The sequence below is a fragment of the Sphingomonas changnyeongensis genome (assembly GCF_009913435.1).
GTDB lineage: Bacteria > Pseudomonadota > Alphaproteobacteria > Sphingomonadales > Sphingomonadaceae > Sphingomonas_B > Sphingomonas_B changnyeongensis.
In genome coordinates this window covers 97,784-122,224 of sequence record NZ_CP047896.1, presented here as the reverse complement: position 1 = coordinate 122,224, position 24,441 = coordinate 97,784, and the positions used below count along the sequence as shown (strand labels likewise).

Here is a 24,441-nt window from a genome sequence, read left to right as displayed (position 1 = left end):
CGTGATCGACCAAGGCAGATCGCGGACAAGCCTATTTTTGTTCAACTAGGGCATCGGTCCGATGGGCAGAGTATGTTCTGACCCGCGGCAGAACCGGTCCCAAGCGCGCTGCAACACCACCTGAGCGCAGTTTGATGCCAAGGTGCTTTGCGGCGACGTGAAACCGAGCCGCCCGAGTTTGAGCCCGAGCGCCAGGATATGGACGTGGGGCGAAGCGATGCATCCTGCCCGATAAGGGACGTGCTGGATAATGATGGCGGGCACCTCGAGGGTTCCGGCGATGAAGGAACGTGCAAACTGATAGGCGTGGTCAAACTCATCCCAGAGGCTCTGAGCCTCCGGGGAGTAGATTGTGAACTGTGCACCCAGGCACGTTTCCCGCCTGGGCAGGCGCCTGTAGAACTCATCGAGGAGCAGCTCAGGATCGATAAGCTCGCCTGGCGATCCCGGCGGCAGCACAACGGCCATTGCAGGCCGCGCCCCATCGATCGTCTCGGCCGGGCGATCAGCGAGGATCTTCGCTGCAAGATAGCTTCTTAGGTCATTGGTGCGGCCATTGTAGGTGCGCGATAGCTTCATGAAGCTCAGATTTTTCATGAAGCCCAACGGGTTGACGAAGCCCGGCGCACCACCGCGCGTGCTTGGGTGAGCGATCGACATCGTTTTCCAGCTCGTCACAGGCAGCCCAGCTCGCGTGCAGCAAGGCCAATCGCCAGTTCGCAGTCATCTGGCGTTTCCCACGGCCAGCTGGGAACTGGGGTCAGGCCGTTGCGGTCAAACACGATTGCTTCCGCATCACCGGCATATGGAACGAGGAGCAGATTGGGTCCGCACAGTGCAGGCACGAGATTGCTGCGTGCCGCCCAATCCTGGTCATGCATGACCAGATCAACGGCAAGCGGCAGGGCGGACGGGAGCGAAGGGGAGGAGCGCAGCGCGATAACGCTCGTCCCGACCAGCCGGGCGAGATCATAGACGTCGTTGATGTTGCGGCCCGCCCCGGTCGGGTCAGCCCAGACCACGATGCGGATCGGCAGACCTTTGACGCAGAATACCTCGGCATATCCCAAATGCTGGGAGACCGAGCGGACGGATACCCCCGCAAGGGCGAGCAGCCTGCAAACGGGAGTGATGGGGGTGTGATTCGGAACAAATTGATTGAGCGGGGTATGGAACATCATTCACCTCAGTCAGTGTTGAGGCGCCCGCTGAGCGAGTTTTTCCTCTCCTCCTCGGGCCATAGCCCCTCCCCTTCCCCAACCTTCGGCATGGCCGGCTTGGCCGCCTTCCCCCTCCCCTGCCCCATCTCCTCGAGCACATGAGGAGCGCGATTGGCCCCACCCTCCCCTCACCTCCGCCGTCAGCGAGGCCGTGCGGCGAGCCCACAAGCTGCGTCCGTCACCTGGCCAGCGAGAATGCTTTTCGTTCATGATAACAAACACTTGCCACGCGCGGCGGGACTAAGGTTCGAACAGTGCGACTGCTTGCATAGGCAATGGCGAGCCGGCGATTGCGGCCGGTCAAGGTGACGGTCCTTCCCTGTCCAAGCGAGCTTATTGGCGCACGCCAGGGTGTCCGAGCCGGAGGATCAAGACCCTGGGGTAAGTCGCTGAGCATTCTGCGGAACGGCAGGCGACGCTGGGACCGATCGCGCATCAAGGCCCAAAGTTGAACCGACCAAATGCGCCTTGGCTTGAAGCTAGATTTGAGCGTATATTACAAAAAAGGTTCAACGGCGGGGAATGTGACCGTGCTTCACTCAGATGCGCTCAGAATTGGTGAACTTGCTGACGCCGGCGAGCGGATGGTCGAGCGGTTGCGCCGGAAGGCATTCCTGCCTGAAAGCCGGAAGGGGCTCAACGTGCGGTTCGGGATTGCCGAGGCAGCGGCGCTGCTCGGCTGTTCTACCAATCGCATTCGCATGGCGGAGGACGATGGGCGACTGCCGGCTCCCCCGGCCTCAGACAGCGGCCGCCGCCTTGGCTACACGGTCGAAGAGCTTCTCAACATGCGCAGCGTGCTGGGCGCATCTCCTGCCCGCGCTCCACTCGATAATCCGGCGATCATTGCCATTCAGAACTTCAAGGGCGGGGTAGGCAAGTCGACGGTCACGACCCATTTGGCCCATTACTTCGCTATCCAGGGCTATCGCGTGCTGGTGGTCGACTGCGACAGCCAGGCCACGACGACGACATTGTTCGGCTTCAATCCGCATTTTGCGATCACGCGCGAGGAGACGCTTTACCCTTACCTGTCGATCGACCCGACCCAGGCCGATCTCCTCTATGCGGTGAAGCAGACACCGTGGCCGAATGTGGATCTCATCCCGTCGAACCTGGAGCTCTTTGACGTCGAGTATGAACTGGCCGCAGCCGGCGCCGACGGCAAGGCCGTGCTCGCAACCCGGTTTCGCAAGCTAAAACAGGGGCTGACCGATCTCGCCCGGGATTACGACATCGTGCTGCTCGACCCCCCCCTGCCCTGGGCACGATCAGTCTTGCCGTGATGCAGGCTGCCAATGCCCTGCTCGTACCCTTGGCGGCTACGACCCCGGACTTCTGCTCGACGGTCCAGTTTTTGTCGATGATGGACCAGGTGCTGCACCAGCTGTCGTCGGCGGGCATCGATGTCACCTACAGCTTCGTGCGCCTGATCTGCTCCAAATATGATGGCAACGATCCGAGCCATTCGATGGTGCGTGCGATCATGGAGCAGAGCTTTGGCCCGGCGTTATTGCCGGTCCCGATCCTAGACTCCGCGGAAATCAGCCATGCAGCGCTTCGCATGATGACGATCTACGAGCTCGAAAAGCCGATTGGTACGCCCCGGACCCACAAGCGCTGCAAGGCCAATCTCGACGAAGCGCTTGCCCAGGTTGAGCAGCTTGTCCGCGCAAGCTGGGGTCGGGTCGCTCCTGCCAGTGAAGAGGCGATTGTCCGTGACGCCGCCTGACGCATTCCACGGGCTTACAACGCTGGATCTCGCCCCCAAACCCACTGGAAACCATCATGGCCGGTAAGCAGTCAAAGTATCTTGCGGATCTGCTGGGCGACGAAGAAGCCGTCCCCTCCCCTCCCCCCGTCGTTGACGAGCGCCCTGCTCGTGCTCGCGGCATGACTTTGCTCGGTCGTGAGGCCGCGCTTGCGCGGGTGGCGTCCGGCGAAGTGCGCCAGGTGACCCAGCATCTGCTCGACCCGAAGCGCGTTCGGGTGTGGGCAGGCAATGCACGCAGCTATGCCCATCTGACCGAGGAAGGCGTCCGCGATCTGATAGACTCGATCATTGCTGAGGGCGGTCAGAAGGTCCCCGCTGTCGTGCGGCGGATCACCGGGGATCCGGACCATGATTTCGAGGTGATCGCCGGCACGAGGCGACATTTTGCGATCAGCTGGCTGCGCGCCAACAGCTGGCCCGACATGATGTTTGTGGCCCAGGTCGCGGACCTCGACGATGAAGCTGCATTCCGGCTGGCGGACATCGAGAACCGGGCTCGCAAGGACGTGTCCGACCTGGAGCGTGCGCGGAACTACCTCGCTGCGCTTGATGCCCATTATGGCGGGCACCAGACGCGGATGGCTGAGCGCTTGCGGCTGTCCAAGGGTTGGCTGTCGAAGATGCTCAAGGTCGGCGCCATTCCTGACGACGTGATCGCGGCTTTCGCGTCGCCCGCAGATGTGGCGCTGAAACCGGCATATGCATTGGCGCAGGCGTTGGACGACGCTGCTGCTGCCAAGGCTATTCGGAAGCGCGCAAAGGCCATTGCGACTGAGCAAGCCGATCGCCGGCGACAGCAGCGGAGCCCCCTTCCCTTCGCCGAGGTTCTGGCGCAGCTGCTTGCGGCTCCGGACACGGCGGAGAAGGCCAAGGCTCCGAACTGGGCTGTTCAGAGCAGCCTTGGGCGGCCGATGGTGAGCGTTCAGTCTGCAAACCGCCAGGGGGTGACCGTGCGGCTACATGCCGGCTCTGGAGCCAGCAACGAGGAGCTGCTGGATGCGCTCCGGGATATGCTCGGGCATCTGGAGGCGAGTGGCGGCGTACGGCTCAGGTGATGTTTCCCCGGGGAAACTTTTCATGTCTCTTGCCCCGGGGAAACATGTTTCCCCGGGGAAACATTCGCGCGCAACCCATTGACCTAGAACGGGAATACCAGAGTTTAGCGAGACGACATCGGGCTCGGGTTATCCCGGGGCGTTTCCTCGACATGTCGCTAAAACGGCCGGCCAGGATGTTCATGCAAAGCGTGCCAGTCGGTCTCGCGGCCGACATCACTTGCCCCCCTGCCCTCTCCCGTTCGTGGCTGTTCGCCGATTTGGAGGCCGTCCGATATCTCAGAGCAGTGTGGCGCGGCAGGGCTTATCGAAAGCCTGCGGCGCCTGTGGCAGACATTCGAGCCTGGCTGCGCCCATGTCTACCCAAAGGCTTTGGCTCTCGGCATCGGCTTGTGGCCGAGGCCGGTCAAGCGGGCGGGCATCTGAGAATGTTTCCCCGGGGAAACATTTGGCCGGGCATGTCCTGACCCGAACCGGCTTGGCCGGCTGCGATGGGTATGTGCGATGAACAGCGCTGCCTCAGGCCTCTATTCGAGACTTCCCGGCACACACCCAGCCCTCTTGCCTTTCCTGTGGCAGATGCACTGTGCGGGCCCGCCTGCACGACCGCGGACCAGCATCCTGGTGTGCGCAACCACCAGATTGTCTGCCGAGGAAGTTCCCTCGCGATACCCAGGCGAGCGCCGAACTGTCAGGCTGGGCTTTGTCGAGGCGTATGGCGATCGTACCGTCGGTGATGTTGGTGCTGGACCCCGGCAGGACGTTCTGCCGTATCGTGCACGTTTGTCCGCCCCTGCTCAGTATGACGAGCCCCCTGCCCGTCGGTCGGGTCAAAGCAACCTAGCGGATCGAGTTGGTCGGGGAATGTTTCCCCGGGGAAACATCGGAGCACAGTGGTCAGGGCTCAGTCTGAGCAGCCAAGCCCTAAGCCGGTGCGAAAGCTCGCCGCCGATCTTCAGACACGCCTTTGGGGGCCATCGTGGATCTGTAGATTGTCTGCTCCCAGAGCGGCCCTCGCCCGGTTGCAGTTTGGGGATCGGAAGAAGCCGAAGTGAACCTCCAACAATGTTTCCCCGGGGAAACTTTCTGGGGGCTTCGGGACGCAGGATCGATGTTTCCCCGGGGAAACATCGGTCGAAAGGACAGGGCGCTCGCGTGGGGGCGTCCGGGGGGCAATGGTACGGGTCATGACCAGCATCGAACGAAAACTCAGCTCCGAACAGTTCGATCTGTTCCTGCCGTATCTCGCGGATCTGCCGCTGCGTGATCAGCGGGAGATGATGGAGCGGCCGTTTTTCAGCATCTCGAAGTCCAAGCGCATCAAGCCGATCGACTACCGGTCCCCTGATGGCAAGCTATGGGTGCATGTGTCGGCCAACCCCGACTATGGCATGGCGACGATCTGGGATGCGGACATCCTCATTTACTGCGCCTCGGCGCTCGCCGACATGGCAAGGCGAGGGCTGAATGACATCCCGCGGCGTCTCCACCTGATGCCATACGACCTGCTCAGGGCGATCGGACGACCGCCGACGGGACGCGCGTACGAGCTTCTGGGTCAAGCGCTTGATCGCCTGGTCGCGACCACGGTGAAGACAAACATCCGGGCAGAGAACCGCCGGGAGGCGACCTTCAGCTGGCTCGATGGCTGGACGCAGCTTGTCGACGAAAAGACCGAACGATCGCGGGGTATGACGATCGAACTCAGCAACTGGTTCTACGAAGGCGTCCTGATGCAGGGCGGGGTGCTGTCGATCGACAGGGCATATTTTGACATTTCGGGTGGGCGAGAGCGGTGGCTCTACAAGGTTGCCCGCAAGCACGCCGGCGGGGCAGGGGAGGGGGCTTTGCCATCTCGATGCCGACGCTCTTTGAAAAGTCGGGAGCCGAAGGGCAGTACCGCCGGTTCAAGTTCGAGCTCCTGAAAATCGTCGAGCGGAATGAACTGCCGGGCTACATGCTTGAGGTTGAGCATGTGGACGGCAAGCGCGAGCCTTCGGTTCGGATGCGCCGGCGACTGGAGGCTAATCCGGCGCGGCCACCGGCGCAGAAAGCCAAGCGAGGCGAGGGGGCTCGCCCGTCCGCAGCGCACCCTGGCCCACGTCTGATCGACCTCACACCGCAGACGCTGGAGCAACTCCGGCACGAATGTCCCGGGTGGGACTATCACAACCTGCACCAGCTGTTTCGTGAGTGGCTTGCGGAAGACCCTGCTCGTACCCCGGCGAGCTATCAGAACGCGTTCATCGGCTGGGTGCGCCGCTATCACGAGGCGAACCGTCACACGCTGCGGTGAGCGGGGCGTTCCTGAAGTATCGTGTTTGTGCCGAGCCAGCGCAGAGTCGAGACCCGGGGCGAAGTGGGGATGGAGATGATCGCAGCCCGATTGAACGACATTCCGGAAGGCGCCTGCCAAACTGATTCAATCGGCGGGCTATTTTCAGACCACCTGGCGGTCCATCGATACATCGGGAACAGCGATCGTCATTTCGGGAACGATCATTCGACACATCGGGAACGCCGTCATCGATACATCAGGAACGGGGACACGACACAACGGGAACAAGCTGTCCAAGCTTCATCGCATGTTTTCAATGCCTTACCCGCCGGTCCTATTGTGCTAACTCTCTAAAAACACCGGTTAAATCTCTAAATGGGTAGATGTTCCCAAAAGAATCGAAGGGGGTTGAAGCGGGCAAGAGCCTCCTGAGAGATACGCCCAGCATCGCAACACCGAGATCCGTGAAGCGGCATCGCACCTGACGGCTCGAGCAAGCTGGTCACAAAGCTATACAGTCGGTAACCGCCGGACAAAGCTACCCGCCTCCCGGCTGATTCATGAGCGCATGCGAAGAAATCGCCGCTGTCCACGGTACCGTTCGGGGATAGGCAGGGGAGGGAGGAACCTCAGAAACGGTCGGAAGCATTTCCATCTACGCAATAGCCATGCGCAGCGGCATGCTTTGCGACTGGCGATGTGGACCGATGAATGAGAGAACCAAGCACGACGGGCCCGATCATTCCTTCGAAGGGAGCATGAAGGTGTTCAACGCTCTGGCAATAGCGCTGGCGGTTGCGACGTCCGCGGACGCGAACGTGATTATGTCCGGCGTCGCAGAACCGGGTGCACGCTTCGGTGGCCTGTTCCAGGCCCCGATCGCCCACAGCCAAGGCACAACATGGGATTACACGCTCACTTGGTCTGCCGGTTCCCTTATGGAGCCGAGAGTATCAAGCGAGGTGCCAGAGGTCATCTATACCCGGCGCCCAAGCGGATGGGTCACATCCGACCTGCGGCCGATGTACATTGGGTGCGCTGGCTTCGGAGCCTGCTTTTCGACGCCAAACTCAGTCACACTCAGGCTCACCTATCCGCCTGATTTTCAAGCCGCAACGGACTGCGCGATCCCGGTCATGTTCACCACGGTATGCCACATTTCGCGTGGCCGGCCGCAGATATGGCTACAAGGCTTCGTATCCCCGTCCCTAGGGCAGATTGCATGGTCCATCACCGCCAATGCGGTGCCTGAGCCGACGAGTTGGGCAATGCTGATCTGCGGCTTCGGCCTAACCGGTACGATGGTTCGCCATCGCCGTGTCGCAATGAACCACACTGCAGCTGCGTAGGGCTGATGACCGAGCAACAAGGCTCGGCGGATCATCCAGACTGCCGTTGGCTGGCACACAAGCCACAGGAGACGATGTTCCGGTAATGTTCTAATTGCCGGGTATGCGAATCGGACATGATGAGCTGGTGTTTCGTGCGCTGGTGGCGCTGACCGACGCGGCCGAACGTTGTGCGAATGGGCCGCTCGAGCCGACCGGAGCGCTCAGATTTGCGCTTCTTGTCGCCTGGGCCGCGGGGAAGGGGCCTCGAGACCCGTTTGACGAGTTTTGGCGCGCTGTTCGTGACCCGGTTGGGCATGCGCAGCATGCCAGCGCGGCACGAACATATCGTCAAAGCTATGCCCGTCGAGCGCTTGAGGGCATCAAGCGGTCATTGGGCATCCCGCCTCTCGTCGAGCTCGACATTGCGCTCCGTGCTGCCGCACAGGGCAGGGGAGGGCCTTCGAACACTACTCGAAAGCTCTGGCCGACTGGCAGGCGGAGAGACCTGATCATTTGGCGACAGCGCTGTCGGATTCTGCCGCAAGAATATCCCGCCGGTTGAGCTGATCCACTGCCATGGAGACATAGCAGGCGGCCAGGGCCTGACCCCGCAGACCGAGGATGTCAGCGACGACGGTCAGGTTTTCCCTGATCTCCGCAGTTGTAAGATTAATTAGATTATCTCTGGTTCCAATTTGGGGTATGGTCTGGTTTGTGCACATATCGGCAATCCTTTCTTTGGGAGAGGTCCGATCATTAAAAGCGAACTCACGCTTGGCATTTCAATGGCGTTGGCCCAAAAACGGTCCAATCTGGACCAGAGTCTTCTCGAGTCCTATTTTTCTCCATCGTTTAAATCGCTGCCGATAGAGGTTTTTCGAGTGCTTCTTCTGACGTCTGATGGGCGTCCGCTTAAGGACCTGTTGATCGCAATCGGTAGCCGCACATATGTGGACGCGCCACTGCGCAGGGTGTTCCATGAAGCGCTCAACGCCGGAGCGCGACGTATGGTGATGGCCCATAACCATCCGGGAGGGGACCCGACTCCCAGCCTCCAGGACATAGCAGTCACACGGTCGTTTGCTCAGATCGGTCACCAGCTCGAAGTGCCCCTCCACGACCACCTGATTTTTGCCAGCGGCGGCGTCTTCTCGATGAGAGCCGCGGGTTTGCTCTGACCCATCTGAGGATGAAAGTCGGAGGCGACAGCAGGTCGAGATGGCCTGTGGCCTGCCTGAGATGGTGCAGATCACCGCCAAGCCGCTCAACGAGGGCTTCCTCGCCAGCGGGAGCGTCTTCCCTTCGAATGATCTCGCGGTTCGCGATGCCCCCTTTTCCGCGATCTACACCAGCTGGCCGGATGCATCCGGCGAGCGACGCCAACCAGTGATAGCGACGTTGCTTGCCGCCGATTTAGACGCTAAAATGCGTCAGAACCCGTGGAGATTGGCAATGTCGCTTCAGAACTACGCCGAGAATGGCGCCTTCGCTCCCGGCAAGATCGCTGCGACCCTCCGTACAACCGTTGAGGAGCTGGCTCGCTCGCTCGGGCTCGGCAAGGATGCCATACAGCGCAAGGACCGGATCGCTTCCGATCGGACGCAGCGCCGAATCCGCCAGATGGTTGAAGTGCTCAACAAGGTCGAACCGCGTTTCGGCTCATCGCTGCTTGCCTATGCGTGGTATCGTTCTGAGCCGTTACCCGGATTTTCCGGCAGGACCGCAATGGATCTGGTGCAGGACAACCGCGCCGATGATGTCCTGACCTACATCGACGCGGTCGACGCAGGCATTCACGCCTGACACCATGCAGTATACCGGGCTGCTTTATCGTGCTCTGAATCCCAGGTGGGCGCGCAATCCGCTGTCTGGCGAGGGAGCGGCCCGTTACGGTGGACGGTTCAACCGCATCGGCCAACCCGCGCTTTACACATCGCTCGCCCCCGAAACCGCGCTGCGCGAAGCCAACCAGGTGGGAACGCTGCAACCGACGATGTTGGTCGCCTATGAGGCGGACATTGGGCCACTGCTCGATGGCCGAGACGCAACGGCACTAAGAGCGTTCGGCATTACGCGCGACGAGCTGGCTCACGCTTCGTGGCGGGACCGCATGCTGACGGGTCAGGCGGTGCTCACACACGATTTGGCGCATGCCGCAATCCTCAAGGGATATCGTGGACTGATCGTACCGAGCTTCGCGCGGGGCGCGCCTCCGGAGGCGCTCAACGCGGTTCTCTGGAAGTGGGACGAGTGCCTTCGGCTTGTAGACGACGATGACCGGCTCGGGCTGCGCGAAAGCTGATGGCGAGATCACACCCGCTGCCTAGCCGCTGATGCTGCCGAGACCGGCCTCGAGGTACCAGGATGGACGGGAAATCACGGGCGGGGACGACGCTATGAGGAATGGCGATAGCATAGCGGGTGACCATCCGCCGCCCCATCACCTGCTTGAAACCATCAGCAGCATTTGGGCTCGATCCCAAAAGCGGCAGGGCAATTTCTGCCGAAATCAAACCATTGATTCGAGAGCTGCGCACGACCGGAACTGGGACTTTGCGGTCCTTCCCGAACGACATACTGAATGGCTGGGTTCGCCAAAACCCGCCATGCTGCTTTCAGAGCCGAGCATCGACCTCGCTTATGACCGGTAATGGGTGGTTTCCGGCATGGCGGCTTTGGCAGCAAAACCTTGCAAGGCTGATCGCCAACTCGGAGTAGGGCCGACAAGCGCTATCCATTCGGCTTGGGTCCGTGGTTGTTCGGCAAGTGCGGGTACCCCATCAGGGAGCGTCACCCAGGCTTGCTTGCTGCTGACCCAAAGATGAGCGGCAGGTACAACCTCGTGGCTTCGATCGAGCGTTCCGCAGCGCAACGATGCAAAGCCCGGACGCTTGTCATTCTCGGCGAAAATGCGGACCTTGCAATTCGGACAACCCCAGATCGATGATAGGGCACCACTCGGCTGTTCATAGGAACCGACGTCCAATTCGCCCGCGATGTCGAGATCCTGCTTGGCGAACAACATATGCTTGCTGAAGGCTCCGCCAGTTCGCGTCTGACAGTCGGTGCAATGGCAGGCATACGGTCGAAATCGAAATCCATCGCGAAGAGTGTAGCGCACGGCACCGCACAAACATCCACCTGTCAAATCGCCTCTCATCGCTTTGCCCTCACGCCGTGATCATCTGTCAGTGTAGCGAAGGCTGGAACGGCAGTAACGGGGTCGTTTGCTGAATGGCAGCAACTTTTCGCGGCCGGAGCAAAGCCGACATACCGCTTTCAGGATCGCGGCTCGGCCCCTCTCATGGCCGCTGATGGGTGGGAAGCTGCCGTCAATCAATCACGTCCTGTGCCTCTGGAACCGAGATGACGTTCGAGCAAGACAGGTCAGCTCCAAGAAAGCTCAGCAACATAGACGGCATACCATCGGTGGCGTTCTGCGGCGGCGCATCCGCCCGAAGTTGGAGATACAAGTTAAGCGCCGATAGAAGCGCAGCTCTGACCGACGCAGCCTCAAGCTGCGGCGCTGTCGATGCAAGCGCTTTGTCCCCGTCGAGGCCAAGCATCTCGATCCGTCTGACCCCGCGCTGCGGCAGACCTGCCCGGCGGTATAGCATCGGACCGAGCACCTGTTCACGGAAGAAGGAAAGCATGCCAACCGCTTCGAACAGTTCGCCGCGCAGCAGCTTGGTGGCGGCGTAGTGCAGCCAAATCCAGGCGCGTGCTTCGAACCAGTCCGGGCTCATGTTGGGCCAAGCGATCGTCGCGGCGCCAAGCTGTGCCGCGATGCGTTCGCGATCGCGCGCAAACAGCACCGCAGGCATCTCGATTCGGTGATCAAGATCGGATGCAGTCACGAATTTCAGGTCCACGTGGAGCAGCGGGGGCCCGTAAAGGCAGATCAGCAAGCGCGGCTCGCCCACATGTTCTCCCGAAAAGGCACTGATCAGCGTGCCCAGGCTTTGTGCAAATGCCATTCGTGAATTCATGACCTGCGGATATGCAACCTCGTCGATCACGAGGACGAAATCCAGATCCGAGTGTTCGTCCAATCCGCCATGGATGAACGAGCCACCCGCAAGCAGACCGTCGACATACGGATGATGCTTCACCGCCGCGAGGATGCGTGCGACAAAAGCGGCGTGAACGGGAGGAAGGGTGCTGGTCATACGTTTCTCTAAGCCAGCACTCCTGCATACTTGAGATAGCTAGGACATTCAATCACGCCTTCATCAGGTGCCTCATGCGAAGGCCGCTTTGGGGTCGGTTTCAGCCTGTCAGGTTTTTTCGAAAGAGGTGCGAAAGCGGACTGTTCCTGAGGCTTCGGACTTTGGAACAAAGGCCAAATCCCATAAGCCAAAGAAGCCCCGACGTCTCGCGCCTGCCCGGCCGCGCGGAGCATCGGAGCGAGGTCGAGGGCGTGGACCGCTGCCCCGCCAATATGGACCCCGCCGCCGCCCAGGACATGGGCGCCTATCTGGCAAGCCTGCCCGAGCCGCTCTACGCGCTGTTTGCCACCGGCTATCTCGGCTACGCGGCGGCGCGCCAATGGGGAAAGTCGCGCGGAACCGATAGATAGGTTTCAGATATCTGATGCCATGCAGCTTTCACCGATGGCCTCATACCCGGCAAAGGCCAAGGAGGCGGCACGGAAGCCTGACGCCATGTCCGCTGTCGGGAGTGAAAGCGAAAGTGCCCAATGACCGCAGATGGGTGGATTTGCAGACGCTGGTTCAAACCAGTTAATGCATGTTGCGCTGGCTTCGCACGAACCATGCAGTGGCGAGCGCCAAGATGCCGAGGTAGATGCCCAGTGAGGTGCCAAACTCTACTCCCGACATTTCCTGGATCGCACCAACCGGCAGAATGTAGGCTGCGATCACCCAAAAAAGCAGATCTCCGTCATATGAGAAACGAAGATCGAAAACCCAGAGGGCAGCGATGAGCATCGGAACCGACCAGAGGTAGAGAAGCAGGCCAGTCAGCCACCAAGGGAATGTTTTCAGCAGTTGCACGCGATCAGGATAGCGATTGGCTTAACGTCCACAATGGGGTCGCTTTACGAACGACAGCATTTTTCCATGAGAGAGGCAAAGCCGCCATTATCGACCCGTTATGAGCCGTGACGGCTCCCGACCCAGAGTCGGCCATTCCCGACAAGAGCAATGAACGTCTGCTTCCGCCAATGCCGGTCAGTCAGCTTCCGCGGCACGATGCTGCGGCGCTATGTGCACGGCGCCGCGGAGGATGATCCGGTTATCTGGTACGAGGGCACCGGCACAGCCTTACCACGCTATCTCATGGCCGATCATCAGGGCTCAATCATCGCGGTCACCAATGGGTCGGGCGCAGTGACCGACATCAACACCTATGACGAGTATGGCATCCCCGGTGGTGGCAACACAGGGCGGTTCCAATATACTGGCCAAGCCTGGATTCCTGAGCTAGGCATGTATTACTACAAGGCACGCATCTACTCTCCAACCCTCGGCCGCTTCCTGCAGACCGATCCGATCGGTTATGATGACCAAATCAATCTGTATACGTATGTCGCAAACGATCCGGTTAACGGGCGCGATCCAACGGGGGAGCGCTGCGAAAGCAACGATGGAACGACAGTCTGCACGCCTGAAGACAAGTCGTTCGACCCGGTTAGCTTCCCTACGCCTGAGGGCTGGGAGGACTTCAAGCCGTCTGACATAACCTTCCACAGTTATAATGTCGACGTAACGGCGGGCACCGGTGATGCATCTTACGGTAATTTGCTGACAGGTGAACTTGTTCAGCATCCCACCCCCGGAGAGGGCGCTGCAACCCCTGGGGGAACATCAATCGACGTAAACATTCCGGGGCCGTGGGGGGCTGATCACGTCACTTCCTTTACAAGCCGGGACACGTCAGGAACAACTGTGGTGACCAACTTTACAGAAGCTGATCACGCTCCTGGCTCAGGGTTCGTAGTTAGAAAGGTCGTTCCTGATAATCAGGGGGGGGGTTACGATACGCACGTATGGCGAAGGTAATTCTTGGAAGCAGATGGGTCCTCTCTCAAACGCCGCTCGCGGAACGTGGGTGAGTAACTCGAGGACTATTATCGAGCGCGCTCGCACTAGGAGAGGGTTTAGATGAGTGGACGGTTATGTTTTACCTTATTATCCTTTGTGGCTGCTGTTTTGTCGCTAATCCTATTAGGGTTGCAACTTATCGGCTCGTCCTCTGACGCATCTTACGCGATTCAGCTTGTGATAGGCGTGGGCATAATCATTGTTGCTTCCAGGCTGTCTGGTAGAACTTCGGGTTGGCTGCTTGTCCTCGGGGCAATGGCAATAGCTATCATATTTTCGTTCCTGCCAATCGAGTCATCGTTCTTTCTCAACATGTTCTCTGGAATGTGGAACGCGGGGCAAGTTGGCTCAGTGATAGTGAGCGCTGAGCAGAGGAGAACGTTCATACTATCTTGGCTTGCGATAGTTGCCGCCCACACGGCTCTTTTGTCGATCTCGGCATTGCTCTGGAGCGCTCGTTCCAAAGGCCCCGCTGGTTAGACGGCCAGTCGTGGTCGTGAGCTAGGAAAGCCATTCCGCTGATCTTCTTGTCCATCGCCCGACCTGCGCGCCATCGCGCAGGCCGAGTGCCTCGGTGAGGCCGGCGCGGCCCGCGCCCTCCCGTGTCCTGCTGATCGCGACATAGACGGACGCGGCATCGACGGTGTTGGCGCGGAAGAGACGGAGTAGAACGAATGCAAGATAAAAGGACTGGCTCCCCCTATGGTGTAAGCCATTGTCTGCACATCGTTTTTTAGGGAGGCAGGTGGCACCATGAGCGAGACTCTGGTGCCATTTTGGTGCCAGGGGCGTGCTAAGCACTTGAATCTCTTCCGCTTTAGCTGCTCGTCGTTGGAGACATGGGCGTCGGAGGGGGTATGGGAATTTACGGCGAGATAAAAGCGCCGCCGTCGCCGGGGGTGCATGTGGTGGTTTTTACGGGGCAATAAGCGCCGTCGCTGAAACTGCCCTGCAGTCGCCTGTGGCAAATCATCCAGCAATATCAATCGGCGGGGCGCTGGCAGGTGCGCTATGGCGTGGTGCCGGCGTTGCAGGTGGCCGCGCGGGTGCGCAGCCAGGTCGCTCCGCTCCCGCCGGGCCGATCGGCCCGGCAATAATGAGGGCTTTGTGATGCGTTATGGTGAGGTTGGAAGGAATGGTAGCATCACTATCCAAACCTATGGCGAGGGGAATGCATGGCAGCAGGCTCCAATTCTGGAAGGCATCTGGGGGCCGCAGGTGGATAGCACCTGGAAAGGCGTGGACCAACAGGTCCTGCAAAACGCCTGTAACTCGGAAACTAAGGGGCCATGCTGACATGATTATCGTTCGTGCAATCGCCCTTCTGCTTATCGCAGCTATCGCGGGAGTGATTTTTGAAATTCAGAATGTATGGCCTTTCAATCAGGATCGTGTATTTCTACTGAGATCAGTATTTTACTCATTCGGAACGCTTGCAATTGTGGTCAGCTTTGTTCCACATTACAGAATGCGGGGAGCCGCCTGCTTACTAGTTGGGTTCGTGGCTGTAGCAATCCTTTCCAGGGCAACGTTAACACCAACGTATGTCATCATTGGGCTAGGCTGGGTGGGGGCGATCCTTGGGCTGTCGATTTGGAGGCCTAACATGAGTTAAAGCGGTCTATGGATTCTATCACCTCCGATCCGTTCGAATAAGGCCAGCACGCGACCAAGAGTATGTGAACGTTGCATCGGCTGCCTTGGGCTACATCATAAGCCAGATAGTCATCGCTGGCTGATGAAGTGCATGGCCCGCCTTGTTCCGTTGGGAGTGACGTGATGGGGTGGACGGCCCCTGCGGTGCAAGGAGTATCTGCAGCGTGATGGGCACCGGTCGGGTGCATCCATGTGTTCGGCCTGTTCGCGCAGCACCGCATGGCTGCTGGCCCTGATGAACTCCGCGGATCGCATCCCTAATCACGTCATCGCGCTCGAGGCGCTCTGCTCCCCTGGGTTTGTGCGATCCCCGGTCTGACCGGTCTGTCATCATCGCTGAGCTACCCTCTGCACCACCCCGCCGCTGCTCAGCTTGCGGCGGGGATGGCGATCACGCGGCAGCTGCCGCGTAGACCTCGTTGCGCGCCATGCGCATCACCGCAGTGGCGCCGACCACCAGCAGGCGTCGCAGATAGCCGTCGCCCTGCTTACTGATGCCGCCCAGTTTCTCCTTGCCGCCTGAGCCGTGTGGTCGCGGCGTGAGGCCGAGCCACGCCGCGAACTGCCGCCCGGATCGGAACATGGTCGCGTCCGGCACGGCCGCCGCGATGGCCGAAGCGGTGATCGGACCGATGCCGGGAATGGTGGCGAGCCGGGTGCTCGCAGCATCGGATCGGTGCCAGGCAAGGATCTGGGCCTCAAGCCGCTGCACCTCACTGGCAAGCGCGCGAAGCTGCGATCCGATCGTGTGGAGGGCCGATCGCGCGTGCTCCGGCAGCCGCTCCTGCGCCTCGTGCAGCACCTTCATCAACACGGTGACCCCGCCCGGCCCCTTGCCGCTGATGATGCCATACTCGGCGAGGTGGGCGCGCAACGCGTTGATGAGCCCGGTCCGCTGCCTGACGAGTAGGTCGCGGGTCTTGTGAAGCATCAGCACGGCTTGCTGTTCGGGCGTCTTCACCGTCACAAATCGCATGGTCGGCCGGGTCACTGCCTCGCAGGTCGCCTCTGCATCGGCAGCATCGGTCTTCCCGCGCTTCACGTACGGCTTCACATACGCTGGCGGCATCAGCCGCACGTCGTGGCCGAGCGCTATCAGCTCGCGTCCCCAGTGGTGCGCCGACGCGCACGCCTCCATGCCGACCAGGCAGGGCGGCAGTGCCGAGAAGAAATTCAGCACCTCGGCGCGCCGGAGCTGTCGGCGCACCAACACCTTCCCATCCGCACCGATCGAGTGAACCTGAAACACGTTCTTCGCCAGATCAACTCCGACGGTCACAACATCCTGCTGCATGGGACGGCTCCTCTAGACGTGGCTCTACGGCCGCATCATTGCACAGCTACGCTGGTGCAGGGGCCGTCCACCCCATCACGTCAATCCAGTTTTCAGGTGGCAGAGCACACTTTCGCGCTCAGATGCGGCTGATCCCGACCGCCTATCGCCAGGAGTTTCTGCCGGTCGCTGCGACCGGCATGGCGAGGGAAGGGGGGGCGCGCGCGGCAGAATGAAGCCCAGCGCGCGTCAAGTTGCGCGAGACGCGCTAGCACATCTTTGAGCGGCGGCGGCGCTTGCTACCCTGCGGCTGTGCCATCACTGGGACAACGCGCCAATCTCCTCTCGCCGCAGATTGACGGGCGCGTAGCCAAGCTCGGATCTGCGCTTGTGCACAGACTCATCGATCTTTGCGTCAGCGGGCACATTGCGAGGTTCAAAGAGCGGCAAAGAAATGCCGAGGAACGATGGCCGTTTGGAGTCCCGGGGTTTGCGTCGCGGAAGGAACTCGAGGATCGACCATGCGAGCGTCATGGTGTTGTGAGCTGGTCCCAGCGGATCGGGCGGGACGTATTTCGAGTCCTGTCTCTTGCCATAGACCAGTGAGTTGATGCTGGCCGTTTTGAACTCGAGGCCACATTGCTTCGCGCGATCGAGCATCCAGACAAGGGGCACTTTGCACAGGGCGCTCTGATGTTCGGGATAGCCGCCGCCGACGTCGCCGTGGCTCCCGGCAAACCAGACTTCTTCCACCTCCTGGGGAATGGCGGCTTCGCTGTTGAACGGATTGCCCCAATATGGCTTCCCGGCTGGCCAGAGCTGTGGGCGAAACATCGTCCGGCGCTCGTCGAGAGCGACCGCGTGGTACACGGACTGGACGCTGGTATTCTCGCTTGTGAAGGCGTGCGACTTCAGCCGCAGGCCACGCGGTCCATGCTCGATGAGTGACGCAACGGTATCGAACAGGCCAAGCATGCGGATTGGTGGTCGATCGGGATCCAAGGCGCGTTCGTAGAGGCGCACCTCCTTGAATGCGCCTGCCGTGTCCTGTTCATCGACCCGTTTGTAGGCGCGGTACGCATAATCAAGCAGGTTCAGATTGTGTTTCGGGATGAGACCTACGGCGTGGATGAACCCTGCCAGCACGCGGGCTGTGTATGCGCCGCGACTGAAGCCGAAGACATAGATGCGGTCCCTTTCGCCTGAGCCGTCCGACTTGCCGTTGTCGTAGTGGTCGATGAGGAACCGGTAGGCTTCCTTGACGTTCTTATCGAGCCCCAGCCGGTAGCGAGACCCCAGAGCTCATGCGCCTTTTGCAGGAAGTGCGAATATGCGCTGTCAGCGCCGAGGGTGCCGACGCCTGGGTCATAATAGACGAGCTGGTTTTCGTCCTTCTTGAGAACGCCGAACAGCCGCAGGATGTTGGTCCGGCTTTCGCTGATCGTGTTCGACGTGCCATCGAGGAGGATGACGAGGTTTTTCGGCATGCCAGCGCCCCCGCGCTTATGGGTGGCTGCGCTGAGCGGCGCATGAGGAACCTGGATCCCAGAACACCGTTTCGACCGGCCAGAGCTGTTGGGCTCGGGCGCGGATCAGCGTTTGCCGGTTTGGCCGGTCGGAGAAGAATCGCAGCCCGGTTCGCCGCTCGATCTCCTCGATCGTCACCAGATTGGGGCGATGATCGTAGACATGACCGGCTTGGCGGGCGTTCTTGCAGTTGACCCAGCTGGCTGTTGGCACTGGCTTGCCATCGGGTCCTGCTGCGTTCGGCTGCTCAAAAATGAACGCGAGGGTGTCGATCCCAGAGGGGCTTTCGTGGATCAGAACCTTGAAGAACGCATCGGGAATCTCGACCCTCAGCTCTCCGGGGTCGCCGATGGTCAGCTTGGGCGTGGAGGGGTCAAAGATCGGGCCGGCAACCACCCAAACGCTCCGGTATTTGTTCGAGGCGGCAGCCGAATAGTTTTCGAGGTGCAGCCAGGGGCCCTGATTGAGATCGGCCGCTTGAGGGGAGGCGTTCCAGAACACATGGGTGTTGCATCCAGCCTCGGCGCTTATGCGCTGGGCATGGTCGCTCATGGCGAGGTGGCCGCGGTTCCAGATTGTGCCGACCCCGCTGTAGCTGTCATCGATACGGCGATTTGTGACGCCGGCAATGCCTTCGACCAGATCCACGAGGCCTGGAGAGGCATACCATTTATTTGGTCTTTTGATCGAGATTTCGGGTTCGGCGTAGTTGCCGTTTCTGTCTGGCGCGACGCCTCGCAGCTCATAAACGACATATTCCGGGTTGAGCCGGAGGTCGGCCTGACCGTCGCCGTCATCGTCATCGGCGTCGTCGAAGATGGCATGAAATGCCGTGAACCGGCCCGTGAGGCCGGTGCCTGCGGGCGCCACCCGTCGGTGATCATGGTAGGTGGATACGAACTCAGGGTAGGGGGAGTTCGTCGTTCCGCTGCAGACAAACTGCTGTGCTGAAACCGGAACGGCGAACGTGGTCAGTCCCAGTCCGAAGATTGCGAACAGCATCCTCATCGTACGGATCCTCGCAAATGCCCGAATGTTTATAAAAGGCGCTCAATACAGGTAATATGCCTCTATGCCATTTCTATGGCATGTGACGTGACCCCCAGCTTTCCTCCGGCTGGGATTAGAGCCGGTAGGTTGTTTTGCGCATCGGCGCGGTTGAAGCAATGGGCTGCGTAGCGGAGCCCGAAGGGCGGAGCGAAGCAGGCCATTGCTTGTTCAGTTCGGCGGCGAACGCCGCCGGTGTAGCGTATCCCAAGGCCGAGTGCGGTCTCTCCCGGTTGTAATCCTCGACCCAAGCCGCGATCTCTATCCGGGCATGGGCAAGGCTCATGAACAGGGTCTCGTTGAGCAGCTCGTCGCGCATGCGACCGTTGAAGCTCTCGACGTAGCCGTTCTGCATCGGCTTGCCGGGAGCGAGGTAATGCCACTCTACCCCGATCTGACCGCACCACGCCAGGACGGCATTGCTGGTGAGCTCGGTGCCATTGTCGCTGACGATCATGCCGGGCTTGCCCCGCTGGGCGATCAGCTGGGCCAGCTCGCGCACCACACGGTGACCGGATATCGAGGTGTCCGGCACCGCTGCCAGGCACTCTCTGGTCACATCATCGACCACGTTGAGCACGCGGAACCGTCTGCCAGAAGCCATCTGGTCATGGACGAAGTCCAGGCTCCAGCGCTGGTTCGGCAGCGCCAGCACCGGAGCCGGTGCCCTGGTCCCGACAGCGCGCTTGCGGCTGCGTCGTCGCCTTACCGCAAGCCCTTCCTCACGATACAGCCGCTGGGTCTTCTTGCGGTTGATCATCACGCCCTCTCGGCGCAGCAGGATATGCAAACGGCGATAGCCGAACCGACGCCGCTGGTTGGCCAACTCGCGCAGCTTCTCGCGAAGCGCACCATCATCGTCCCGCGCGGAACGGTAACGCACGCTCTTGCGATCGGCATCGATGACACGGCACGCCCGCCGCTCACTCATCCCGTGGCACGCCTGGAGATGAGCGGCAGCTTCTCGCTTCGCGACGGGCGTCACCACTTTTTTGAAAGCAGATCCTTCAGCGCCACGTTGTCCAGCATCGCATCGGCCAGCAGCCGCTTCAGCTTCGCGTTCTCGCTCTCGAGCTCCCGCAGCCGCCGGGCCTCGGACACCTCCAGCCCGCCATACTTGGCCTTCCAGTTGTAGATCGTTGCTTCCGAAACCCCGGGCCGCCGGGCCAGATCAGCGGTCTTCGCGCCCGCCTCCGCCTCCTTCACCACCCCGATAATCTGCTCCTCCGAAAACCTCACACGCTTCATCATCTGTCCTTCCTTCAGGCCAGTCTCTAATCGCTCGTGGAGGAAAATCAGGGGGTCACGTCAGGCGTATTTGCTCGTAATTTTGCAAGTGCTGGGGGTTGACGGTCCGCAAGCCACAAGCTCTTCTTGTTACTCGAAAACAAAGGTGTGTTATGGCTCGATCTGCTCTTCGTCATGTTTCCGTTCGTGTTCCTTGGCACGATACCGGGTGGAACGGACGAATCTGCGCAGATCCTATCGGTAATTCAGCTTGCCTTGCTGTACGGCGCACGGCTCAAAACAGGGATGACGACTATGAAGCCAGCTGTGCTGGCACGTCGCTCGATGACCTGGAGCGAATGCCTCCCTGCTTAGCCGAGCGAGGCACATTTTTGTCGCCGCGAGCCTTCAACCATACCAGCCGGCTCGACTACTCAAACTACAGTGATGAGCATAAGCATATCCTCCCTGCTGCAGTGCATATTCCGGCCTATGGGGTGTGCTCACACCCTTCCGCTGGATGCTGCGCGAACATGCCTGGCAGATAGCCGAAGACCTCGGTCTGGAAGCTGAAGCCGCTCGAGAGCCTCAGGAAGGCAAGGCACCAAAGTTGATTGTCGATACCCCCTGGGTCCAGGAGTGCGACAATCAGCGCGCCTTGCTCGAAGGTTTTCATTCGCTCATCGAAGCAGATCAATCACTGGTCTTCTTCTATGCTAGGCAGACCCCGATGGCCGAGACGCAAGCGCGTCAGATCGTGGCCGTCGCGCGGCTGACCAGCGCAGGCAAGGTTGGCGAATACCCGTACGAGGGAGGTACTGCCGCTGGTCGCATCCGCTCGATGATTTGGGAGCGGCCATTCCAGCATTCGTTGCGTCCTGATCCCGACAATGAAGGCTTTTGGCTCGATGGGGTCGTCTTGCCCTATCACCAAGTCCTGGACCTCGCTGAGACGTCGGATGACATTGATCCGGCTGCCTTCGTGGCCGAGGTCCCCGAAGAGGCCTATACGCAATTCCGCTACGCCAGCGAACATGTAACCCATGGCAGCGCGATTACCGCGCTCGAGGCCGTGCGAACGGCAGTCGAAGCCTCTGCCAAAGTTCTGCCTGGTCCGTGGGGTAATTACCTCACCTGGATCGACAACGAACTCAGTCGCCTGTGGACAATGCAAGGCGCTGCCCCCGGTCTGGGCAGTGCGCTTTCCTGTTTTGACGCGAAGTTCAATGGCACCTTGTTCGCGCTCGCGCTCGCACCCGAATTGGATGCTAGTGAAGACGCGTGGTCGGTCGTCGAAGCGATCTTCGATGGTACGCGAACCGCGCCGGCAAATGCCCCAAAAATCACATCTATGCAGCGCAAGCGCTTCAATTTGCTGAAGCGAGACGCAGACCGTTATGATCTCATGCGCTTACTCGCCTGCTTCGAGATCACCAAGGAGCAAGCGCAGGACGTTTTCTCCACGGCTGATCCAGCCGCAGTCTTGGCGAATCCTTATCTCATTTTTGAGGGAAGTCGCCTCAGACCAGATCCCGTCTGCCTGACAACCATCGACCGATGTTTGTTTCCTGCAGCGGATGCCTCGGCAACGCCGGCTTTGCCACGCGCCCCTGACATCGAGCTGGATGAGCCCGATCACCCCTTGCGCCTCCGTGCGATCGTCATTGAAGCTCTCGAACGGGCCGCATCGCAGGGCCACACCCTACTCCGGGCAGACATTCTGGCGACCGCGGTGGCTGAATTGCCCCTGTCGCGAACGGTGACCGTTGATGCGGCCACGCTCGAGCTTTGCGAAGAGGAGTTTGCCGGTGAAATCGACGTCTGCGAATATGAAGACCAACCCTACGCTCAGCTTGTGCGTTTTGCTCAGGCAGGCAATGTCATCAGAGCGCACATCGAAGCACGCCTCAAGCATGCAAGCTCAAACAGCCTTGACTGGGCGCAGCTTGTTACTTCCGAATTTGGTGCACCGGAATCTGACGATAAGGACGAAAAGGCCGCGCAGGAAGAAAAGGTCGCTGCACTCGGCATTTTAGAGCGCTCGAGAATTGCCATCCTTACTGGTGCCGCAGGAACCGGGAAGACGACACTTCTCAAGATCCTGATCGGTCAGCCCGATGTTGTCGGCAGGGACATCCTGTTGCTTGCCCCAACTGGCAAGGCTCGCGTGCGGCTGGGGCAGCAGACGAGCAGGCCTGAGCAGACACGTACCTTGGCCCAATTTCTCAATGAGTTCGGCCGCTACGACGGCGCAACCGGCAGATATCTGGTCTCTGAAGTCGGAGATACGGCCAGTGTCACTACCTGCGTGGTCGATGAATGCTCGATGTTGACCGAAGAGCAGATGGCTTCCCTATGCAGCGTTCTGCCCAAATCAGCACGACTGATCTTGGTCGGCGATCCGCAGCAGCTTCCACCTATCGGCGCCGGACGGCCCTTCGTTGACATCATCAAACACCTAGAGGGGAGGATGGTCACGGCCTGGCGCGCTTGACCGTCAGTCGACGCCAGGCCGGTGGAACAGGCGATGGCGACGAAACATCACGCAAGCTTGTTCCCGCCTTGTCATTGCCCGACGTTCAATTGGGCAATCTATTCGCGGGAAAACCGCTTCCTCCAGGTGAAGATGCAATAGTCTCGCAAGCGGCAACTCCTGGTGACAGCGAGCGGCTGAGGTTTCGTGAATGGACATCTCCGGCTGACTTGCGGGAACTGATCATCGACGTTCTTTCGCAAGAGCTCGGCAGCGACCGGTCAACACTCGAGCACGACGTCGAACTTTCGCTTGGTGGATTCGAGAAAGACGGGCGCATCTATTTCAACGCAGGCTGCGGCAAGACTGCTGAAGCCTGGCAGATCCTCTCTGCTCATCGCAACATGGCCAGCGGGTCGGCTGAGATAAACCGGCTGATCAAGAGCACTGTCAGGGCTGAGCGGCTAGCAGCTGCCCAAAGGCGGGGCCGAGGCTGGAAGATGATCCCACCGCGCGGATCGGATCAGATCACCTACGGCGATAAGGTCATGTGCCTGCGCAACCACTCGCGGAAACGATGGAACCGAGAGGATGGCCAGCAAAACGGTTACCTTGCCAATGGGGAAGTCGGTATCGTCAATGGCGATACGGGCTCTGGTAAGCTCTATTGGACCAAGGTGGAGTTCGCTTCCCAGCCGCGAGAAAGCTACAGCTTCAAGCCTGGTGACTTTGCTGAGGAAGGCTCACAATACCTCGAACTGGCTTACGCGGTTACCGTGCACAAGGCTCAGGGTTCTGAGTTCGGGACGGTCATCCTGGTACTTCCGCAACATAGCAATTTGCTCACGCGAGAGATGCTCTACACGGCCCTCACCCGCCAGAAGAACCGAGTCTGGGTGTTGCATCAAGGCGCATTCAGCCACTATCTGAAATTGCGATCCGATTTCTTTTCAGAAACCGCCAGGCGTTGCACGAATTTGTTCGGTCAGCCTGATATGCGACACCTCTCCGTCCAGGACGCAAAGGGAGTGCGCTGGGGATGGTTGGCGGAGAAACTCGTTCATACAACTCGGCGCGGCGACATGGTCAGCTCAAAGTCCGAGATCATCATCGCCGATGCGCTCTTCGAGCTCGAGAATGCTGGCAAAATTCGTTACGCCTTCGAGCGCCCGTTGAGCGATAGCAAGGGTGGCTATCGCCTTCCTGATTTCACGATCGAGAAGGACCAAGAGACTTGGTACTGGGAGCACTGCGGCATGATGGACAGCGCCGAATATGTCTCGCGCTGGAAGCAGAAGCTCGACTGGTACGAGAACGAGCTCAAAGTCACTGTTTGGAGCGCAGACAATCCGGCAGGCCGCCTGATCGTAACGGAGGAAACGAGGGCGTCGGGCTTCGACAGCAATGGCACTCATCAGCTCATTGAAAAGCTGTTCGGATGAGTACCCCAGTCGATCAAAGTGCTGCAATTAGGACCCTGCTGCTAGCCACGCGTGAAGGCGGCTTCCTACCTGC

At 60.1% G+C, this 24,441-nt stretch carries 16 protein-coding genes and 6 pseudogenes; 11 read left to right on the top strand and 11 right to left on the bottom strand.

Annotated features, from left to right (window positions below; genetic code table 11):
• Positions 1-45 precede the first annotated feature (45 nt).
• Entirely contained in the window at positions 46-660 is a 615-nt protein-coding gene (locus GVO57_RS14475) for a hypothetical protein (RefSeq protein WP_233281602.1), read from the bottom strand.
• Between the two features lie 14 nt (positions 661-674).
• Entirely contained in the window at positions 675-1,181 is a 507-nt protein-coding gene (locus GVO57_RS14470; protein WP_160594111.1) for a hypothetical protein, read from the bottom strand.
• A gap of 623 nt (positions 1,182-1,804) precedes the next feature.
• Between GVO57_RS14470 and GVO57_RS14465 the strand changes: the two are divergent.
• The 4 genes and pseudogenes from GVO57_RS14465 to GVO57_RS15710 all read left to right on the top strand — a co-directional run.
• Positions 1,805-2,952, top strand: a pseudogene (locus GVO57_RS14465) (AAA family ATPase).
• A 56-nt stretch (positions 2,953-3,008) separates the two neighbouring features.
• Entirely contained in the window at positions 3,009-4,049 is a 1,041-nt protein-coding gene (locus tag GVO57_RS14460; RefSeq protein WP_160594110.1) for a ParB/RepB/Spo0J family partition protein, read from the top strand.
• A gap of 1,187 nt (positions 4,050-5,236) precedes the next feature.
• A pseudogene (locus tag GVO57_RS14455) lies at positions 5,237-6,345 on the top strand (replication initiator protein A).
• Positions 6,346-7,553: 1,208 nt separating this feature from the next.
• Positions 7,554-7,676: pseudogene (locus tag GVO57_RS15710) on the top strand (PEPxxWA-CTERM sorting domain-containing protein); the annotation flags it as partial.
• 491 nt (positions 7,677-8,167) lie between these two features.
• Here GVO57_RS15710 and GVO57_RS14445 read toward each other — a convergent pair.
• Positions 8,168-8,380 (bottom strand): hypothetical protein, encoded by a 213-nt coding sequence (locus GVO57_RS14445; protein WP_160594108.1) that lies wholly within the window; start codon positions 8,378-8,380, stop codon positions 8,168-8,170.
• Between the two features lie 63 nt (positions 8,381-8,443).
• On the opposite strand from GVO57_RS14445, the gene GVO57_RS15705 reads away from it, so the two are divergent.
• The 3 genes from GVO57_RS15705 (at position 8,444) to GVO57_RS14430 (ending at position 9,960) form a co-directional block, all read left to right on the top strand.
• Positions 8,444-8,836 (top strand): JAB domain-containing protein, encoded by a 393-nt coding sequence (locus tag GVO57_RS15705; RefSeq protein WP_160594107.1) that lies wholly within the window; start codon positions 8,444-8,446, stop codon positions 8,834-8,836.
• Between the two features lie 274 nt (positions 8,837-9,110).
• Complete coding sequence (locus GVO57_RS14435; RefSeq protein WP_160594131.1) at positions 9,111-9,461, top strand: antitoxin Xre/MbcA/ParS toxin-binding domain-containing protein; 351 nt, start codon at positions 9,111-9,113, stop codon at positions 9,459-9,461.
• Between the two features lie 4 nt (positions 9,462-9,465).
• Entirely contained in the window at positions 9,466-9,960 is a 495-nt protein-coding gene (locus GVO57_RS14430) for an RES family NAD+ phosphorylase (RefSeq protein ID WP_160594106.1), read from the top strand.
• Between the two features lie 336 nt (positions 9,961-10,296).
• On the opposite strand, the gene GVO57_RS14425 is transcribed toward GVO57_RS14430, so the two are convergent.
• Positions 10,297-10,818, bottom strand: a complete 522-nt coding sequence (locus tag GVO57_RS14425; RefSeq protein ID WP_160594105.1) for a GFA family protein — start codon at positions 10,816-10,818, stop codon at positions 10,297-10,299.
• A 172-nt stretch (positions 10,819-10,990) separates the two neighbouring features.
• Positions 10,991-11,827 (bottom strand): nucleotidyltransferase domain-containing protein, encoded by an 837-nt coding sequence (locus GVO57_RS14420; protein ID WP_160594104.1) that lies wholly within the window; start codon positions 11,825-11,827, stop codon positions 10,991-10,993.
• Between the two features lie 251 nt (positions 11,828-12,078).
• Here GVO57_RS14420 and GVO57_RS14415 point away from each other — a divergent pair, with 251 nt between their 5' ends.
• Entirely contained in the window at positions 12,079-12,237 is a 159-nt protein-coding gene (locus tag GVO57_RS14415; protein WP_160594103.1) for a hypothetical protein, read from the top strand.
• Positions 12,238-12,400: 163 nt separating this feature from the next.
• Here the strand turns inward: GVO57_RS14415 and GVO57_RS14410 are convergent, their stop codons facing one another.
• Complete coding sequence (locus GVO57_RS14410; protein WP_160594102.1) at positions 12,401-12,673, bottom strand: hypothetical protein; 273 nt, start codon at positions 12,671-12,673, stop codon at positions 12,401-12,403.
• A 198-nt stretch (positions 12,674-12,871) separates the two neighbouring features.
• On the opposite strand from GVO57_RS14410, the gene GVO57_RS15535 reads away from it, so the two are divergent.
• Complete coding sequence (locus GVO57_RS15535) at positions 12,872-13,681, top strand: RHS repeat-associated core domain-containing protein (protein WP_327785569.1); 810 nt, start codon at positions 12,872-12,874, stop codon at positions 13,679-13,681.
• Between the two features lie 2,113 nt (positions 13,682-15,794).
• Here the strand turns inward: GVO57_RS15535 and GVO57_RS14400 are convergent.
• The 5 genes and pseudogenes from GVO57_RS14400 to GVO57_RS15205 form a co-directional block, all read right to left on the bottom strand.
• Positions 15,795-16,673, bottom strand: a pseudogene (locus GVO57_RS14400) (IS110 family RNA-guided transposase); the annotation flags it as partial.
• A gap of 297 nt (positions 16,674-16,970) precedes the next feature.
• Positions 16,971-18,139 (bottom strand): annotated as a pseudogene (locus tag GVO57_RS14395) (DUF2235 domain-containing protein).
• Between the two features lie 16 nt (positions 18,140-18,155).
• Positions 18,156-19,187 (bottom strand): DNA/RNA non-specific endonuclease, encoded by a 1,032-nt coding sequence (locus tag GVO57_RS14390; RefSeq protein ID WP_160594100.1) that lies wholly within the window; start codon positions 19,185-19,187, stop codon positions 18,156-18,158.
• A gap of 115 nt (positions 19,188-19,302) precedes the next feature.
• Positions 19,303-20,355, bottom strand: coding sequence for an IS3 family transposase (locus GVO57_RS14385; protein WP_233281618.1), 1,053 nt, complete (start codon positions 20,353-20,355; stop codon positions 19,303-19,305).
• Positions 20,322-20,474: pseudogene (locus tag GVO57_RS15205) on the bottom strand (transposase); the annotation flags it as partial. The gene GVO57_RS14385 and the pseudogene GVO57_RS15205, both read right to left, overlap by 34 nt.
• Positions 20,475-20,973: 499 nt before the next feature.
• Between GVO57_RS15205 and GVO57_RS14380 the strand changes: the two are divergent.
• Both GVO57_RS14380 and GVO57_RS14375 read left to right on the top strand, forming a co-directional pair.
• Positions 20,974-22,947: an AAA family ATPase gene (locus tag GVO57_RS14380; protein ID WP_160594099.1), complete on the top strand. Its 1,974-nt coding sequence runs from the start codon at positions 20,974-20,976 to the stop codon at positions 22,945-22,947.
• Complete coding sequence (locus GVO57_RS14375) at positions 22,944-24,368, top strand: ATP-dependent DNA helicase (RefSeq protein WP_160594098.1); 1,425 nt, start codon at positions 22,944-22,946, stop codon at positions 24,366-24,368. Before GVO57_RS14380 ends, GVO57_RS14375 begins: the two co-directional genes overlap by 4 nt.
• The last annotated feature ends 73 nt before the right edge of the window (positions 24,369-24,441 follow it).

Excerpts from the sequence above, each read along its gene's own strand:
- GVO57_RS14430 (WP_160594106.1), top strand. The coding sequence starts at position 9,466 with ATGCAGTATACCGGGCTGCTTTATCGTGCTCTGAATCCCAGGTGGGCG.
- GVO57_RS15535 (WP_327785569.1), top strand. The coding sequence starts at position 12,872 with ATGCTGCGGCGCTATGTGCACGGCGCCGCGGAGGATGATCCGGTTATC.
- GVO57_RS14445 (WP_160594108.1), bottom strand. The coding sequence starts at position 8,380 with ATGTGCACAAACCAGACCATACCCCAAATTGGAACCAGAGATAATCTA.
- GVO57_RS15705 (WP_160594107.1), top strand. The coding sequence starts at position 8,444 with ATGGCGTTGGCCCAAAAACGGTCCAATCTGGACCAGAGTCTTCTCGAG.
- GVO57_RS14380 (WP_160594099.1), top strand. The coding sequence starts at position 20,974 with ATGCTGCGCGAACATGCCTGGCAGATAGCCGAAGACCTCGGTCTGGAA.
- GVO57_RS14475 (WP_233281602.1), bottom strand. The coding sequence starts at position 660 with ATGTCGATCGCTCACCCAAGCACGCGCGGTGGTGCGCCGGGCTTCGTC.
- GVO57_RS14420 (WP_160594104.1), bottom strand. The coding sequence starts at position 11,827 with ATGACCAGCACCCTTCCTCCCGTTCACGCCGCTTTTGTCGCACGCATC.
- GVO57_RS14425 (WP_160594105.1), bottom strand. The coding sequence starts at position 10,818 with ATGAGAGGCGATTTGACAGGTGGATGTTTGTGCGGTGCCGTGCGCTAC.
- GVO57_RS14460 (WP_160594110.1), top strand. The coding sequence starts at position 3,009 with ATGGCCGGTAAGCAGTCAAAGTATCTTGCGGATCTGCTGGGCGACGAA.
- GVO57_RS14435 (WP_160594131.1), top strand. The coding sequence starts at position 9,111 with ATGTCGCTTCAGAACTACGCCGAGAATGGCGCCTTCGCTCCCGGCAAG.
- GVO57_RS14470 (WP_160594111.1), bottom strand. The coding sequence starts at position 1,181 with ATGATGTTCCATACCCCGCTCAATCAATTTGTTCCGAATCACACCCCC.
- GVO57_RS14390 (WP_160594100.1), bottom strand. The coding sequence starts at position 19,187 with ATGAGGATGCTGTTCGCAATCTTCGGACTGGGACTGACCACGTTCGCC.